The following is a 16990-nucleotide window of genomic DNA, read 5'->3' as shown; positions in this document are numbered from 1 at the left end:
CTCCAAGTCGTGGGGGACGGAGTTCCGTTCGGAGCCTATTCAGCCTCTCCGTTTCCGGTGATGTCCACGGCCCCGCGTGTCACACGATCGCCATTCGGCCGACATGAACCGCACCGGCACCGAACACCTCGGCAGCCACGAAAGGCCCTCTGTCGCACGGGAGTTGACCGGGGTACCTTCCGCGCATGCCGAAAGCCACGCGCTTCACGACCTGGAGAACGCTCGCGACGGCGGCCACCGCCGCCCTGCTGGCGACCGCGCTCACCCCGGCAGCCGCACAAGGCGCCCCGGCCGCCCCGGCGGCCCCCAGGGAGAGCAGACCCGTCTACTCCTACGACGACGCCGTCCGCGAATCCGTGTGGGTGGACATCGGACTCGACGGCGACTCCGACGGCCGCACCGACCGGGTCGCGGTCGACATCGTCCGCCCCCGCGAACCCGCACAACAGGGCCGCAGGATCCCGGTCATCATGGACGCCAGCCCGTACTACTCGTGCTGCGGACGCGGCAACGAGGGCCAGAAGAAGACGTACGACGCGAACGGCGACGTCGTCCAGATGCCGCTCTACTACGACAACTACTTCGTGCCGCGCGGCTACGCGTTCGTCGGCGTCGACCTGGCCGGAACCAATCGCTCCGACGGCTGTGTGGACGTCGGCGGGCGCTCCGACGTCCAGTCCGCGAAGGCCGTCGTCGACTGGCTGAACGGCCGCGCCAAGGGCTACACCACGCGTACCGGGACCGTACGGGCGAAAGCCGGCTGGACCAACGGCAAGACGGGCATGATCGGCAAGAGTTACGACGGCACCATCGCCAACGGCGTGGCCGCCACCGGCGTCGAGGGCCTGAAGACCATCGTGCCGATCGCCGCCATCTCCTCCTGGTACGACTACTACTTCGCCAAGGGCGCCCCGCTGTACGACTCCGGCCCCGACTGGCTGTCCAACTACGTCGAGAGCCCCGACGCCCGCGCCAAGTGCGCCGCCGTGCAGCGCAAGCTCGTCGACGGGGCACCGCGCAGCGGCGACTGGACCCCGCTGTGGACCGAACGCGACTACGTCAAGGACGCGCGCAAGATCAAGGCGAGCGTCTTCGCGATCCACGGCATGCAGGACCTCAACGTCCGTCCGAAGCACTTCGGCCAGTGGTGGGACGCCCTCGCGAAGAACGGTGTCGAGCGGAAGGTCTGGCTCTCCCAGACCGGCCACGTCGACCCGTTCGACTTCCGGCGCGCCACCTGGGCCGACACCCTGCACCGCTGGTTCGACCACGAACTCCTCGGCTACGACAACGGCATCGACGACGAACCGATGGCCGACATCGAGCGTGCACCGGACCAGTGGGTGACCTCCAGGCTCTGGCCGCCCCGGGGCACCGCCGCGACGACCCTGCGCCCGGGCAAGGGGGACCGGCCCGGAGTCGGCACCCTCGGTCTCCGCAAGGGCTCCGGCACCGCGACGTTCACGGACGATCCGGGGCTCGGCGAGACCGACTGGGCGGCGCGGATCGACACCTCCACGCCCGACAAGGCTGGCTTCGTCACCGGGCCGCTCACCCGCGACCTCGGGCTGTCCGGCTCCTCCGCGGTGACCGTCACCGCCACCCCGACCACCTCGACGGCCCACCTCTCCGCCGTCCTCGTCGACCTCGGCCCGGACACCATCCGCGACTACGCCGACGCCGCCGAGGGCATCACCACCCTCACCGACCGCACCTGCTGGGGCCCGAGCACCACCGGTGACAGCTCCTGCTTCAAGGAGACCAGGGCCAAGACCACCGCCGTCGACTACACCGTGGTCAGCCGAGGCTGGGCCGATCTGGGCAATCACGCCTCCGACGGGAAGGGTGCCCCGCTCACCCCGGGCAAGAAGTACACGATCACCCTCGACCTGCACGCCACCGACCACGTCGTCCCGGCCGGCCACCGGCTCGCCCTGATCGTCGCGGGCACCGACAAGGACCTCATCGACCCGCCGTCGAGCAAGCCCACGGTGACGCTGGACCTGTCGCGCACCTCGGCCCGCGTACCGCTGGTCGGCGGCGCCACCGCGTTCGCCCGCGCCACCTCGGGCTCCGCCGCGGCCAACCCCGGGGCCGCGACGCTCGACGGCGTCGCCCCGCCGCGCACCGCCGACCGTATCCCTGGAGGCAGCCTGTGATCCGCGCCCTGACCCTGACCGTGACGACGGGCGCGTTACTGGCGGGCGCGTTACTCACGGCACCGGCGCACGCGACCACCACGTCCGGCTCGGCAGCCGTGGCCGGACTGCCCCGTACCGGCTTCGAACGGTCGGGTGGCGCCCGCTGGACCGCACAGACCGAGGAGCAGGACTTCCTGGCCGCCGTCGACCGCGGCAGCGACCGGGTGTCCATCGCCCGGATCGGCACCACCAAGCAGGGCCGCCCCCTGCAACTCGTCCGGGTCGGAGGGCCGCGCCCCACCGCCAACACCGTGCTCCTCGTGTGCAGTCAGCACGGTGACGAGCCGTCCGGCCGGGAGGCATGCCTGACGACGGTCCGCGACCTGGCCCACGCCGAGGACCGGCGGACCAGGCGGTTCCTGAAGAGCACCACCGTGCTCGTCGTCCCGACCGCCAATCCCGACGGCCGGGCCGCCGACACCCGCGGCAACGGCGACGGCGTCGACATCAACCGCGACCACCTCGCCCTGGCGACCGCCGAGGCCCGCGCCATGGCCGCGGTGATCCGCGACCGAAAGCCCGACATCGTCTACGACCTCCACGAGTACGGCGCCACACCCCCGTACTACGACAAGGACCTGTTCGACCTCTGGCCGCGCAACCTCAACACCGTCGCGGCCGTGCACGACGAGGCCGAGACCCTGTCGGGCGCGTACGTAAGGCTCGCCGCCCGGGCGTCCGGGTACACGACGGGCACCTACGGCATCTGGACCGACCCCGTGACCGGCGACCCGATCAAGCAGACGGCCGGCGACGGACAGGAACGCATCCTGCGGAACATGTCCGGCGTCAAGCACTCCGTCGGACTGCTCATGGAAAGCCGCGTCGAGCCGCTGACCGCGGGCACCGACGAGGCGGCCAACAACCGGCGCCGGGTCGCCTCCCAGCGGTCGGCGCTGGGCGGCCTGTTCGACTTCGCGGCCGAACGCCGCACCCGGATCGAGACGGCCACCGGGTCCGCACGGCTCGCCGGCCTGCTCGACAGGGGCCCCGTCTATGTCGGCGGCGCGGACAACGATCCGGCCGAACCGTCCGAAATGATCCAGGACCCGCCCTGCGGCTACCGGCTGACGGACGACCAGTACGCGTCGCTGCGCGATGAACTGGCCCTGCACGGCGTCCGGGTGGAACGGGACGCCGAAGGGGTCCTCGTACCGCTGCGGCAGTCGCTGCGCGCACTGGTCCCGCTGCTGCTCGACGAGCGGGCGCCATATCACCTCGCGATCGGGGTACCGGAAACCAACTGCTGAGACGAATGAGCCGGTGGCGGCTGTGGAGGGCAGATCTGGGCAGCAGCCCCATGTGCCCTCCAGGAAAGGAGCTGCCATGACGGCTGCCATGACACATGGCGAACAACGGACGGACAGGGTGGTGTTCGGCGTATCCGCCGCACTCACCCTGGCGTTCGTGGTGTGGGGCTGGACCGCCACCGACTCACTCGAGAGCGTTTCCGACAGACTGCTCCAGGGACTGATCCACAACTTCGGCTGGGCGTTCATGCTCGCCGCGTCCGGTTTCGTGGTCTTCGCGCTGTGGCTCGCGAGCAGCCGCTACGGGAGGATCCGGCTCGGCGCGGAAGGCGAGGAACCGGAGTTCAAGACCGTGTCGTGGGTCGCGATGATGTTCAGCGCGGGCATGGGGATCGGTCTGATGTTCTACGGCGTCAGCGAGCCGCTGTCGCACTACACCTCGCCGCCGCCCGGCACCAGCCCCGCCGACTCCGCCGAGCGGATGGAGACGTCGATGGCCACCACGCTGTTCCACTGGACCCTGCATCCCTGGGCGATCTACGCGGTGGTCGGCCTGGCCATCGCCTACAGCACGTTCCGGCGCCGCAGGCCGCAGACCATCAGCGCCGTCTTCACCCCGCTGATCGGTGAGAAGCACGCGAACGGCGGACCGGGCCGGGTCATCGATATCCTCGCCATCTTCGCCACGCTGTTCGGCTCCGCCGCCTCGCTCGGCCTCGGCGCCCTGCAGATCGGGTCCGGGATCACCGTCCTGAACTGGATGGACTCGGTCGGCACCGGCCTCCTCGTCACCGTCATCGCCGTGCTGACCTTGGCGTTCGTCGCCTCGGCCGTCTCGGGAATCGAGCGGGGCATCCAGTGGCTGTCCAACATCAACATGGTGCTGGCGCTGGTCCTCGCCCTGTTCGTGTTCGTCGCAGGCCCCACGATCATCGTCCTGGACCTCCTGCCCACCTCGTTCTTCTCCTACCTGGGGGACCTGTCGCAGATGGCCGGGCGCACCGAGGCGACCGGCGGCGCCGACGTGGCGACCTGGCTGGGCGACTGGACCGTCTTCTACTGGGCGTGGTGGATCTCCTGGACGCCGTTCGTCGGCATGTTCATCGCGCGCATCAGCCGGGGTCGCACGATCCGTCAGTTCATCGGCGGGGTCATCCTGGTGCCCAGCACGGTCAGCCTGGTCTGGTTCGCCGTCTTCGGCGGCACGGCCATGAAGATGAAGCAGACCGGGCAGTTGGGCGACCTGCCGACACCGGAGGCCCAGCTCTTCGGCGTACTGCGGGAGTTCCCGATCGCCTCCGTCACCAGTCTGCTGGTCATGATCCTGGTCGGGATCTTCTTCGTGTCGGGTGCCGACGCCGCGTCCATCGTCATGGGTTCGATGTCGCAGCGTGGAACCCTCGAACCGGGCCGGTTCGTGGTGGTGTTCTGGGGCGTGGTGACCGGCGCCGTCGCGGCGGTGATGCTCCTCATCGGCAACGGCAAGGGCGACGCACTGGCCGGCCTGCAGAACCTCACCATTCTCGCCGCCGCACCCTTCGTGCTGGTGATGATCGGGATGTGCGTGGCCCTGGTACGGGACCTGCGGGCGGACCCCCTCATCGTGCGCGGCCGCATGGGTCACGAGGCGGTCGGCCAGGCGGTCATCGAGGGCCACAAGAAGTACGACGGCGAGTTCGCGATCCGCGTCGGGCCGGGCCCGGGAACGGAGACGGAGGGCGACCCGATAGGAGCCCACGCGATTGCCGCTCCTCCCGAGGAACCGGCTCCGGACGGTGAGTCGGCTCCAGACGGGGAGTCTGCGCAGCAACGCCGTCCGTCGGGCGTCTGACGCGGGCCGGGGGAGGGGCGGAGGGGCGGTGAACCACCCTCGGCCCCACCCCCGTCGGCGGGGGACCATGGAGGTAGTAGGGGTGGGGCACGGCGGAGACATCAGCGAATGTGCCAAGCCGTGGTAGCCATCACTCCCATTCAGGGAATACTCGGGGCATGTCTGCCGAGTACGCGACCTTCGGCCTGGCTCCGGCCATGCGTGCCGGTGGGGTCCTTGCCAACGGTGAGTACCAGGTGCACCGGGAATTCATGGACTTCATCGTCAACGGACGGCCGCTGCTGTTCCAGCTCTCCGACCTCGATGCCGTCTCCCCGCTCGCCTCCGACGTTCCGCCCGCCATCTTCACCGCGCAGGTGCGCAGCCTCCTTCTGGAAGCGGACGCACCCCTGGCGGGCGGCCGCTATGTGATCTACGGCTGTCCCGAGTGCGAGGGCCTCGAATGCGGGGCCGTCACCGCCGTCATCGAGAAGGCCACTACCGGTGGATCCGCCGGGGACGGCGACGGTGACGACTACGTGTGGCGCGACTTCGCCTGGCAGACGGATGAACACGCCGACCTCCAGATGAACGGCTACCACGGAATAGGCCCGTTCCGTTTCCGCGGCCGCGAGTACCGCGAAGCACTGCACGCGCTGCTGGACCAGGCGGCCGAACCACGCCGCAGGGTGCTGCTGATCGGCGCCCGGGTCGCCGTACTCGCCAAACTGGCCGCCGCGCTGCGCACCATCGGCATCGGTGCGGAGATCACCGCCGACGCCGCGGCCGTCCCGCCCGAGGAACTGCGCACCTATGGGGCCGTCGCCTTCGGACGCGCGGTCGCGGAGGACGAGCGCACCGCCGTACGGCAGGCCTTCGAACGCGCCGGAGTCGAGGTCGCCTACGTCGACGGGCTGGCGCCGATCATTCCGCTGCTCGTCGCGCAGATCGAGCACGCGCTTGACCGCAGTCCCCTGCAACAGCGCCGGCTGACCCGGCTGGTCGCCGTCGACGGGGAGGCGGGCGTGGAGGTCACCTCCACCTGCCGGGTCCGGCTCGTCGCCTATCGCCTCGACCGGCTCTACCGCACCCATACGCACGAACTCTTCGACGGGATCCTCGAGACCGGCAGCCATCGCATCCCCTTGGACGCCAAGGCGACGAAGGGCGAGTCGTTCATTGTGGCGCGGACGACGGACGGAGTGCTGGTGGAACCGATGGCGCACGGGTAGAGCGGGGACGGCACCACCCACGGGCGGTCGCTGGTGCCCCGACAGGCAACGTTTGCCCCGTCGCGACGCCCGGCACTCCGCCAAGCTCTTCGAGCAGGGGGTACCCCCACTCGCCGCACCGGCCGAAAGCCCAAGTACGTCCAGTACGAGGACTTCCGGCCGGCACTCCCCCAAGGTCTTCGAGCAGGGGGTACCCCCAGAGCACGCTCCCCCAAGCTCGCGGCTTCTCCCCCACTCTCGGCTGCGCTCGAAGCGGGGGGACCCCCATGAGCAGGGGGGACCCCCATGACGCCGCTCCTTGACGGGCAAACGTTGCCTGCCGGGGCACTAGGATCGGCGTCCTGATGACTGCCACCCTCGTCGCCAAGGACCTCGCCGCCGGCCACGGCGACCGCACGCTCTTCTCCGGGCTCGACCTCGTCGTCGCGCCCGGCGATGTCATCGGGCTCGTCGGTGCCAACGGCGCGGGCAAGTCCACCCTGCTGCGGCTGCTCGCCGGCCTGGACACCCCCGAAGAGGGCGACCTGCGGCTGTCCCCGCCCACCGCCACCGTCGGCCATCTGCCGCAGGAACCCGAGCGGCGACCGGGCGAGACCGTGGGTGAGTTCCTGGCGCGCCGCACGGGCGTGGCCGCCGCCCAGCGCGCCATGGACGAGGCCACGCAGGCGCTCGTCGACGGCGCGCCGGGAGCGGACGACGCGTACGCGGTGAGCCTGGACCGGTGGCTCGGCCTCGGCGGCGCGGACCTCGAGGACCGGGCCGGGGAGGTGGCCGACTCCCTCGGACTGGGCGTCGGCCTCGACCAGCCGATGACATCGCTCTCCGGCGGCCAGGCCGCCCGCGCCGGCCTCGCCTCCCTGCTCCTCGCCCGTTACGACGTGTTCCTCCTGGACGAGCCCACGAACGACCTCGACCTGGACGGGCTGGAACGGCTGGAGCGCTTCGTGGGCGGACTGCGCGCCGGCGTGGTGGTCGTCAGTCACGACCGGGAGTTCCTGACCCGGACGGCGACCAAGGTCCTCGAACTCGACCTGGCCCAGCGGCAGATCAATCTGTACGGCGGAGGCTACGCGGCCTATCTGGAGGAGCGGGAGGTGGCCCGGCGCCACGCCCGCGACGACTACGAGGAGTACGCCGACAAGAAGGCGGCCCTTCAGGAACGCGCCCAGATGCAGCGCTCCTGGATGGACAAAGGGGTCAAGAACGCCCGGCGCAAGGCGGGCAACGACAACGACAAGATCGGCCGCAAGTTCCGCAGCGAGGCGAGCGAGAAGCAGGCGGCGAAGGCACGGCAGACACAACGCATGATCGAACGCCTCGAAGTCGTCGAGGAGCCGCGCAAGGAGTGGGAGCTCCAGATGCGGATCGCCTCCGCGCCACGCTCCGGCGCGGTGGTCGCAACGCTCCGGGACGCCGAGGTGCGCCACGGCGACTTCGTCCTCGGACCCGTCTCGCTGCAGATCGACTGGGCGGACCGGGTCGCGGTCACCGGAGCGAACGGCGCGGGCAAGTCGACGTTGCTGGGTGCGCTGCTGGGACGGGTCCCGTTGTCCGCCGGGACCGCGGCGTTGGGCTCGGGTGTGCTGGTCGGCGAGGTCGACCAGGCCAGGGGGCTCTTCCACGGCTCCGAGTCGCTGCTGGACGCGTTCCGCGCTGCGGTTCCTCCGGAGACGGAACCGGTCGAAGTCCGCACACTCCTGGCCAAGTTCGGCCTGAAGTCCGACCACGTCCTGCGCTCGGCGACGAGCCTGTCACCGGGCGAACGCACCAGGGCCGCCCTGGCGTTGCTCCAGGGCAGAGGCGTCAACCTGCTGGTCCTGGACGAGCCGACCAACCACCTCGACCTCCCCGCGATCGAACAACTGGAGTCGGCGCTGGATGCGTATGAGGGGACGTTGTTGCTGGTCACACATGACCGCCGGATGCTGGACGCGGTACGGACGACCAGGATGCTCGAGGTGGCGTCGGGGAAGGTGACGGAGCGCACTTGAGTCTTTCGGTCCCGGCTCGGGGTGATGTCATGACGGCGCCGTGATCGGTCCGGTCCGGGCGGTGAGCGATGAACCCGTCGAGCAGTTCTTTCGGCCGGTAGTACGTTCGTTCGAGGCGAATGCGGGTCGGCCCCGGACGCGCCGCCGGAAGCGGACACCCACGCAGTCACCCGGCGCGCGGCGCGTGGTCGAGCGTGCCGTCTCGATGCCGGAGCGAGATGCCCGGCCTACCGGCCGGCTCATGCGCCGTGGGCCGCGAGTTCGCTCTCCGGTTCCGGGACGGCGGAGGTCCCGGACGGCACGAGCAGGAGCTCGTCCAGGGCGCTGCCCGCCAGGAGCAGGTCCTGGAGGCGGCGCAGGGCGGCTATCACCGTGTCCTGTCTGATCTCGACGTCCCGCGCAGACGTCGGATGCCTCGCCTTGCGAAAACGCCCCATGAGGGCACCGTGCGCGGACGGTGCCGGATCCGGTGCTGTGGCGCGTCAGCGCAGTTCGGCCACGAGTGCCTCGGCCAGTGCGGAGTCGCAGACGAGGGCGTCGAGGTAGTGACCGCGCAGGGCGCCCAGCACACCACGCGCCTTCTCCACTCCCGCGGCCAGCCCGACCACGGTCCTGATCCGGCGCAGGTCGTCGAGCGACACCGCGAGCACCCGGTCCTCGACGGCGCCGTGCACCGGGTTGCCGTCCTCGTCGAAGTAGCGGGCGCAGATGTCACCCACCGGCCTGGCCCGCTCGAACGCCGCTCGGTCGCGGCGACCGAGCCGCAGTGAGTCGATGAGTGCCGCGGAGGAGCCGACGCCCGCCGCTCCGACACCCACGAACGCCAGCGAGGCCTTGCGGCCCGCCCCCAGTACGGAGCTGATGGCGGGTTCGGTCAGCAGGGTGTCCCGGGAGGCCTTGGTCTCCAGCAGGGCGGGGGCGTGCAGCCGCCGGAACGTGGCGCCCAGCCGGTCCGCGAGGTCCCGTACCAGTTCCTCGCCCATGATCTCCGAGGCCACCGAGGACAGCCCGCCGACCAGCGGGAGCACCTCGGCGGGCAGTGGCCGCTCGGCGTGGACGGCCCGCACCATCGCCTGCAGGGTACGGCCCCAGGACAGCGCGATGCCGTCACCGGGACGTGCCATGTCCAGCAGCCAGTCCGCGGCCAGTTCACCGACCTTGGGCAGCACCTCGTCCTCCGAGCGGACGGCGGCCACCCGGCAGGCGGTGAGCCCGAAGGCGCGGCTCACCTCCTCCTCCAGATCCAGATCGCGTCCCGCGGGATCGTTGATCCGGATCTCGACGATGCCCTGCTCGCGGGCGGCGGCCAGGATGCGCGAGACGTTGGACCGGCTCACGCCGAGCGCGCTGGCGACCTCCTGCTGCGAGCAGTTGTCCTGGTAGTAGAGCCGTGCGGCCTTCACCAGCAGGTCGCGCTCACGGGACGCCGGCATTCGCCCACCCTCTCGCATCGCGGCTTCGTCACATCTGCCCAAATCCTTGCACAGCCGACCGATGAGCAGGGGTGGTCAGCCGGACGGCTTACGGGAGTTGCTCGAGCCCCGCCGTGACGAGCTCGGCAAGGCGGTCCAGGGCGGGCCCGGCGTCGTCGGCCGGCGAGGCGAGGACGATCTCCTCCCCGCCCTGCACTCCCAGGCTCAGCACGGCCAGCATGGAGGCCGCGTTGACGGGGGCGCCGCCGTCCTTGGCGACGGTGACCGGAACTCCCAGGGACGCCGTGGCGCGGACGAACAGGGAGGCCGGGCGGGCGTGCAGCCCCTCGGGCCAGCCGACGGTGACTCGGCGCTCAACCATGGTGGTGCCTTTCGACGATGTTTGTGACAACTCGTGCGACCGCTCGCCCCATCAGCTCGCACCCGCTCCTCGTGCGTCAAGCGTCTGGACAGAGCCGCGAGAAGCATGCAAGCATCATCACGTAGGTGAATAGGTGTGCACATTTGTGCAAAGGGATCGGAGGGGTTCGGGACATGCCGCTCGCTTTCCGACGCACGCACGGGGGCAGGGCCACCGCATCGCCAGGGGTGCTGTTCGACCGGGAACCGCTCGGCGCCGAACGGCTCACCGCTCCCGTCGTCCCTCCCCAGGTGGTGGTCACCATCGGTGAGATCGCCGCGCGGGCCGTCGTGTCCGGTGGCGGTGTCCACATCCGGACGGGCTGCACCGCCCGACTCACCGTCGATCACCGGATCGCCGATCACCGCGCGGCGGCCCGGCTGCGGCCCGGTGGCCGGGATCGCCGACGGCCCCGCTCTGCGACCACGAACGGCTGCTGCTCCGCTCGCCCCCGCCTCACGAGTCCCCGACCCCAAGGACCCGCCCATGATCGACAAGGAAACCGGGCAGGCCTTTCTGGACTGCTCGTGCGGCGGGGAGCAGCCCCATCGCCTGACCTATGTTCACGGCTGTCTGCTGACCATCACCTGTGAACACTGCGGCAGGACCACACACACCCGCGGGAACTGGTCCTCGGACAATACGCCCGGGACTTCCGGAGCCGGCTGGGGAACCTGCCCGCCAAGGTGTGCTCCGAAGTGACCGACCGGCCGGTGTGTTTTCTGCTCGGCCTGCCCGCGAAGGCGGTTCACAAGGTCGACCAGATACTGCGCGAGGTCAGGCTCATCGCCCGCTCCTGACCTCCTCGGCAGCCGACTCCTCGGCCCCTCCGGCCTTCGGGGACAAGGCCGTTCAGGCCGAAGCGGCAGGAGCGGTAGGAGCGGCGGGGCGGTGGGGGGTGAGGGCGAGAGAACCCACCCAAACCCCCCTGTCAGCCGGAACTCAACGCTGCTTCGGGTCCAGCAACCCCGCCTTCCGCAACGCATCCGCCATGGCACTGTTCGCCGGCGGGGGCGGCGCCTGCCGCGACCCGCCGCCCCCGCGGTTCTGCCGCTGCTGGGGAGGCCGCCCGCCGCCCCGCTGCTGCTGGCGCCCCCCGGCTGCCTGCCCCCGCGGTGCGGCCTCGTCGTCCAGCCGCAGCGTCAGCGAGATCCGCTTGCGCGGGATGTCGACGTCCAGCACCTTCACCTTCACGATGTCCCCGGGCTTGACCACGTCCCGCGGATCCTTGACGAACGTCTTCGACATGGCCGACACATGCACCAGCCCGTCCTGGTGCACCCCGACGTCCACGAACGCGCCGAACGCCGCGACGTTGGTGACGACGCCCTCCAGGACCATCCCTGACGCGAGGTCGGAGATCTTCTCGACGCCCTCCTTGAAGGTGGCCGTCTTGAAGGCCGGCCGCGGGTCACGACCCGGCTTCTCCAGCTCCTTCAGGATGTCCGACACGGTCGGCAGACCGAACGACTCGTCCACGAAGTCACCCGGCTTCAGCGACCGCAGCACCGAGGTGTTGCCGATGAGCGACGCCACCTCCTGGCCGGAGGTCTTCACCATCCGCCGCACCACCGGATATGCCTCCGGGTGCACACTGGACGCGTCCAGCGGGTCGTCCCCGCCACGGATCCGCAGGAAGCCCGCGCACTGCTCGTACGCCTTCGGCCCGAGCCGGGCCACCCCCTTCAACTCGGAGCGCGACCTGAACGGCCCGTTGGCGTCCCGGTGCGCCACGATGTTCTCCGCCAGGCCCGAGGTGATGCCGGAGACCCGGGCGAGCAGCGGCGCGGAGGCGGTGTTGACGTCGACCCCGACGCCGTTCACACAGTCCTCGACCACCGCGTCCAGCGACCGCGACAGCTTCACCTCGGACAGGTCGTGCTGGTACTGCCCGACGCCGATCGACTTCGGGTCGATCTTCACCAGTTCGGCCAGCGGATCCTGCAGTCGGCGCGCGATCGACACGGCGCCACGCAGCGAGACGTCCATGTCCGGCAGCTCCTGCGAGGCGAACGCCGACGCGGAGTACACCGAGGCGCCCGCCTCCGACACCATCACCTTGGTGAGCTTCAACTCGGGGTGCTTGGTGATGAGTTCACCGGCGAGCTTGTCCGTCTCCCGGGACGCCGTGCCGTTGCCGATGGCGATGAGCTCGACCGCGTGCTCCTTGGCGAGGCGTGCGAGCTTGGCGATCGCCTCGTCCCACCTGTTGGCCGGTACGTGCGGGTAGATCACGTCCGTGGCGACGACCTTGCCCGTCGCGTCGATCACGGCGACCTTCACACCCGTACGGAATCCGGGGTCGAGCCCGAGCGTCGCGCGCGTGCCCGCCGGGGCGGCGAGCAGCAGGTCACGAAGGTTCGCCGCGAAGACGTTCACCGCCTCGTCCTCGGCGGCCGTGCGCAGCCGCAGCCTGATGTCGATGCCGAGGTGCACCAGGATGCGGGTGCGCCAGGCCCAGCGGACCGTGTCCGTCAGCCACTTGTCGGCGGGGCGGCCGCGGTCGGCGATCCCGAAACGGTTCGCGACGATCCCCTCGTACGAGGACGGCCCCTCCGTGGGCTCCTCCGGCTCCAGGACGAGGTCCAGGACCTCCTCCTTCTCGCCGCGCAGCATGGCGAGGATGCGGTGCGAGGGCAACTCGGTGAAGGGCTCCGCGAAGTCGAAGTAGTCGGCGAACTTGGCGCCCGCCTCCTCCTTGCCCTCCCGCACCTTGGCCGCCAGCCGCCCGCGCACCCACATGCGTTCGCGCAGCTCACCGATCAGGTCGGCGTCCTCGGAGAACCGCTCGGTGAGGATCGCCCGCGCGCCGTCGAGGGCGGCCTGCGGGTCGGCCACGCCCCGGTCGGCGTCGACGAAGGCCGCGGCGGCCGCGAGCGGCTCCACCGACGGGTCGCCGAGCAGGCCCTCCGCCAGCGGCTCCAGGCCCGCCTCACGGGCGATCTGCGCCTTCGTGCGCCGCTTCGGTTTGTACGGCAGATAGATGTCCTCGAGGCGCGCCTTCGTCTCCGCGCCGCGGATCCGCGCCTCGAGCTCCTCGGTGAGCTTGCCCTGCTCGCGCACGGACTCCAGGATCGCCGTGCGCCGCTCCTCCAGCTCCCGCAGATAGCGCAGCCGCTCCTCGATCGTGCGCAGCTGCGCGTCGTCGAGCATCTCGGTCGCTTCCTTGCGGTAGCGGGCGATGAAGGGCACCGTCGAACCGCCGTCGAGCAGCTCCACCGCGGCCTTCACCTGCCGCTCCCGTACGCCGAGCTCCTCGGCGATCCTGCCTTCGATGGACCCTACTTCGATGGATCCGGGTGTCTTCACGATCCCGTACCGCCTTATCAGCTGAGGTTGCGCGGCAATTGTGGCAGGTGACACCGACAACCGTGGCCCAGGGCACCGACGTGTGGCGCGTTCGCCACCCATGGCAGAAAAGGTGGGGAGCTCGTCATTGCGGCCATCATGGGGGCGCCCAAGAATCGAAGCCATGCGAAACGTTCTGGTCGTCCTCTTCGACGGCGTGCAGAGCCTCGACGTCACCGGACCGGTCGAGGTCTTCGGGGGCGCCGAGCTCGGCCGACCCGGGACCTACGCCCTGCGCACCGCCTCGCTGGACGGCACCCCCGTGCGCACCTCCAGCGGCCTCACCCTGGTCCCCGACCACTCCCTCGCCGACGCGCCCGAACCGCACACCCTGCTCGTCCCTGGCGGCGCGGGCACCCGCCGCAGTGATCCCCGGCTGGTCGACTGGCTGCGGGTCCACGGCCCGCACGCCGAGCGGCTGGTGTCCGTGTGCACCGGCGCGATCCTGCTCGCCGAGGCGGGCCTGCTGGACGGCCGCCGGGCCACGACCCACTGGGCGTACTGCGACAAGCTCGCCCGCGACCACCCGGCGGTCGAGGTGGACCCCGACCCCATCTACATCCGCGACGGGCACGTGGCCACCTCCGCCGGCGTCACCTCCGGCATCGACCTCGCGCTCGCGATCGTGGAGGAGGACCTGGGCCGGGAGGTCGCACTGACCATCGCCCGCCACCTCGTCGTCTTCCTGCGACGGCCGGGCAACCAGGCCCAGTTCAGCGCGCAGCTCGCCGCCCAGACCGCACACCGCGAACCGCTGCGCGAGGTCCAGCAGTGGATCACCGAGCACCCCGACGGCGATCTGTCCGTCGAGTCGCTCGCCGCCCGCGCCCGCCTCTCACCCCGGCACTTCGCCCGCGCCTTCCACGCCGAGACCGGCATGACTCCCGGCCGGTACGTGGACCGCGTCCGCCTCGAACACGCCCGGCGCCTGCTGGAGGACACCACCGACGGCGTCGAGGAGATATCCCGCAGCAGCGGCTACGGCACTCCCGAGGCGATGCGCCGCGCCTTCGTCAGGGCGCTGGGCGCGGCCCCGGCCGAGTACCGCCGCCGTTTCCGTCCCGCATCCACCGCCTGAAGGGAAGACCGATGCAGATCGCGATCGTCCTCTACGACCGCTTCACCGCACTCGACGCCGTGGGACCCTACGAGACCCTCGGCCGTCTCCCGGACGCGGAGACCGTGTTCGTGGCCGAGTCGACCGGTCCCGTCCGCTCCGACACCGGAGCGCTCGCGCTGGTCGCCGACAAGACCCTCGCCGAGGTGCCGGACCCCGACATCGTGGTGGTGCCGGGCGGCCCCGGTCAGTTCGACCAGATGGACAACGAGACCCTCCTCGGCTGGCTGCGCACCGCCGACCGCACGAGCGCATGGACGACCTCCGTGTGCACCGGCTCCCTGCTCCTGGCCGCCGCCGGCCTCCTGGACGGCCGCCGCGCCACCTCGCACTGGCTGGCCCTCGACTTCCTGAAGCAGTACGGGGCCGAGCCGACGGGGGAACGGGTCGTGACCGACGGAAAGTACGTCACCGCGGCCGGGGTCTCCTCAGGGATCGACATGGGCCTCACCCTGCTCGGCAGGATCGCCGGCGACGAACACGCCCAGGCCGTCCAACTGCTCACCGAGTACGACCCGCAGCCGCCGTACGACGCGGGCTCCCCGCAGAAGGCGCCTCAGCACCTGGTCGACGAGTTCCGCACCGACAGCCGCTTCACTCTGGCGTAGGAACGCTCCACGAGAACCTCGGCGCCCTGCGTTCCAGGAAGGCGGCGACCCCCTCGGCGGTGTCGCCGCTGCCGCGCGCCTGCTCGGCCCAGTACCCGTCCCGGTCCGTACGCCCGTTCGCGAACTCCTTCGCGGCGGCCTGCGTGAGCTGGGAACGCGTGACCAGGATCCGGGTGAACTCCGCCACGCGCTTGCCGAGTTCGCCGTCGGGCAGCACCTCGTCGACCAGCCCGGTCCGCAGTGCCCGCGCGCTGTCGATCAACTCGCCGGAGAACAGCAGGTACTTGGTGGTGGCCGGACCCACCAGGGACACCAGCCGCCGGGTGGCGGACGCCGGGTAGACGATCCCCAGCTTCGCCGGAGTCACGCCGAACAGTGCCCCTTCCTCGGCGAACCGCAGATCGCACGCCACCGCGAGCTGGGCCCCGCCGCCGACGCAGTGCCCGCGCACCGCCGCCAGCGTCGGCTTGGGGAACGCCGCGAGCGCCTCCTCCGCGCGTACGGCGAGCTCTTGCGCCTCGGCCGCCGTCCTGCGCAGGGTGGAGATGTCGGCCCCCGCCGAGAAGGTGCCGCCCTCACCCGTGAGCACCAGCGCCCGTACGGCGGAGTCGGCGGCCAGGGCGTCCAGCAGCGCCGGCAGTGCCCGCCACATGCCGGCCGTCATGGCGTTGCGCTTGGCCGGATGGTGGATGACGACGGTGGCGACCCCGTCGGCGACGCCGTGCAGCAGCTCCATACGGCGGATGCTATCCGCACGCGCCGAACATACGATCAACCAGTCCACCGCGTACGCCCACCACGTACGCACCACCGGGGGGCTTCCGCGAGGAGGCGCTGATGACCAGGCTCAAGGAGAAGAGGCCGCACGACGAGCCGGCCAGGCTACGCCGGGGCTTCGGCGGGCTCGCGGTGCTGGGGGTGATCCTGGTGATCGCCGGGCTCGTCGGCCTGATCTACACCGCCGCCGCCACCCTGACCACGATGGTCCTGTTCGGCTGGCTGCTGCTGATCGGCGGTGTCGTGGGACTGCTGCACGCGGTCCTTTCCCGCGGCGACAACTTCTTCTGGCTCGCCGTCGTGGTGGCCGCCCTCAATATCGCCGCCGGAGTGGTGATCCTGCGTACCCCCGATGCCGCCGCCGAGGCGCTGACCATGTTCGCCGCGCTGCTCTTCCTGACCGGCGGGATCTTCCGGCTGGTGGGCAGCGTCGTGGTGCGCGGGCCGCAGTTCGGCTGGACGCTGGTGCAGGGCGCCTTCGGTCTGCTGCTCGGCGCACTGGTCCTGGCAACCTGGCCGAGCAGCAGCAAGTACGTGATCGGCTGCTTCGTCTCGCTCGCGCTGCTGTTCGACGGGCTCGGCCTGATCGCCACCGGCTACGGCGGGCGGCGCATCGTGCGCATGGTGTCGGAACAGCTCGCGGAGGAGGAATACCCACCGCCCGGTACCAAACCCGTACAACCCGAATAGTGTCCCGAGTCGGCACCAGAGAGGCAGGAGCTGTCGCACGGCCGACGTCGGAGTACGCCGTCGGTCAGAAGCTGTCGATAGTCGCTGACTTGTGTTCAGTCGTCCGGTATGGACCAGCTCGGAGCCAACACTC

14 protein-coding genes are annotated in these 16990 nt (G+C 70.7%); 9 read left to right on the top strand and 5 right to left on the bottom strand.

The window, feature by feature from the left end:
* Positions 1–185: 185 nt before the first annotated feature.
* The 5 genes from EF387_RS34090 (at position 186) to EF387_RS34065 (ending at position 8484) form a co-directional block, all read left to right on the top strand.
* Positions 186–2159, top strand: a complete 1974-nt coding sequence (locus EF387_RS34090; RefSeq protein WP_128379469.1) for a Xaa-Pro dipeptidyl-peptidase — start codon at positions 186–188, stop codon at positions 2157–2159.
* On the top strand, positions 2156–3451 hold the full coding sequence (locus tag EF387_RS34085; RefSeq protein WP_128379468.1) for a M14 family zinc carboxypeptidase: 1296 nt from the start codon (positions 2156–2158) through the stop codon (positions 3449–3451). Before EF387_RS34090 ends, EF387_RS34085 begins: the two co-directional genes overlap by 4 nt.
* A gap of 76 nt (positions 3452–3527) precedes the next feature.
* Positions 3528–5282: a BCCT family transporter gene (locus EF387_RS34080; RefSeq protein ID WP_128379467.1), complete on the top strand. Its 1755-nt coding sequence runs from the start codon at positions 3528–3530 to the stop codon at positions 5280–5282.
* Positions 5283–5440: 158 nt separating this feature from the next.
* Positions 5441–6493 carry an oxidoreductase gene (locus EF387_RS34075; RefSeq protein ID WP_128379466.1) on the top strand — a complete coding sequence of 351 codons (1053 nt, stop codon included), beginning with the start codon at positions 5441–5443 and terminating at the stop codon, positions 6491–6493.
* 344 nt (positions 6494–6837) lie between these two features.
* Complete coding sequence (locus EF387_RS34065; protein ID WP_128379464.1) at positions 6838–8484, top strand: ABC-F family ATP-binding cassette domain-containing protein; 1647 nt, start codon at positions 6838–6840, stop codon at positions 8482–8484.
* Positions 8485–8723: 239 nt separating this feature from the next.
* On the opposite strand, the gene EF387_RS34060 is transcribed toward EF387_RS34065, so the two are convergent.
* The 3 genes from EF387_RS34060 to EF387_RS34050 form a co-directional block, all read right to left on the bottom strand.
* Positions 8724–8921, bottom strand: coding sequence for a hypothetical protein (locus tag EF387_RS34060; protein WP_128379463.1), 198 nt, complete (start codon positions 8919–8921; stop codon positions 8724–8726).
* Positions 8922–8966: 45 nt separating this feature from the next.
* Positions 8967–9917 (bottom strand): sugar-binding transcriptional regulator, encoded by a 951-nt coding sequence (locus EF387_RS34055; RefSeq protein ID WP_128379462.1) that lies wholly within the window; start codon positions 9915–9917, stop codon positions 8967–8969.
* Positions 9918–10005: 88 nt separating this feature from the next.
* Complete coding sequence (locus tag EF387_RS34050) at positions 10006–10278, bottom strand: HPr family phosphocarrier protein (RefSeq protein WP_128379461.1); 273 nt, start codon at positions 10276–10278, stop codon at positions 10006–10008.
* Between the two features lie 173 nt (positions 10279–10451).
* Between EF387_RS34050 and EF387_RS50165 the strand changes: the two genes are divergently transcribed.
* Entirely contained in the window at positions 10452–10910 is a 459-nt protein-coding gene (locus EF387_RS50165) for a 2-oxo acid dehydrogenase subunit E2 (protein ID WP_128379460.1), read from the top strand.
* 349 nt (positions 10911–11259) lie between these two features.
* On the opposite strand, the gene EF387_RS34040 is transcribed toward EF387_RS50165, so the two are convergent.
* Positions 11260–13626 (bottom strand): Tex family protein, encoded by a 2367-nt coding sequence (locus EF387_RS34040; RefSeq protein WP_128379459.1) that lies wholly within the window; start codon positions 13624–13626, stop codon positions 11260–11262.
* 163 nt (positions 13627–13789) lie between these two features.
* Here EF387_RS34040 and EF387_RS34035 point away from each other — a divergent pair, with 163 nt between their 5' ends.
* Positions 13790–14743, top strand: a complete 954-nt coding sequence (locus EF387_RS34035; protein ID WP_128379458.1) for a GlxA family transcriptional regulator — start codon at positions 13790–13792, stop codon at positions 14741–14743.
* A gap of 11 nt (positions 14744–14754) precedes the next feature.
* Positions 14755–15390, top strand: coding sequence for a DJ-1/PfpI family protein (locus EF387_RS34030; protein ID WP_128379457.1), 636 nt, complete (start codon positions 14755–14757; stop codon positions 15388–15390).
* Here EF387_RS34030 and EF387_RS34025 read toward each other — a convergent pair.
* On the bottom strand, positions 15377–16126 hold the full coding sequence (locus tag EF387_RS34025; RefSeq protein ID WP_128379456.1) for an enoyl-CoA hydratase/isomerase family protein: 750 nt from the start codon (positions 16124–16126) through the stop codon (positions 15377–15379). The genes EF387_RS34030 and EF387_RS34025 overlap by 14 nt on opposite strands.
* A gap of 101 nt (positions 16127–16227) precedes the next feature.
* On the opposite strand from EF387_RS34025, the gene EF387_RS34020 reads away from it, so the two are divergent.
* A complete protein-coding gene (locus tag EF387_RS34020) occupies positions 16228–16857 on the top strand; it encodes an HdeD family acid-resistance protein (RefSeq protein ID WP_128379455.1) in 630 nt (209 codons plus the stop codon).
* Positions 16858–16990 lie beyond the last annotated feature (133 nt).

Origin of the sequence: Streptomyces cavernae (assembly GCF_004023625.1) — a bacterium.
Classification (GTDB): domain Bacteria; phylum Actinomycetota; class Actinomycetes; order Streptomycetales; family Streptomycetaceae; genus Streptomyces; species Streptomyces cavernae.
This window is presented reverse-complemented; position numbering and strand designations above follow the sequence as displayed.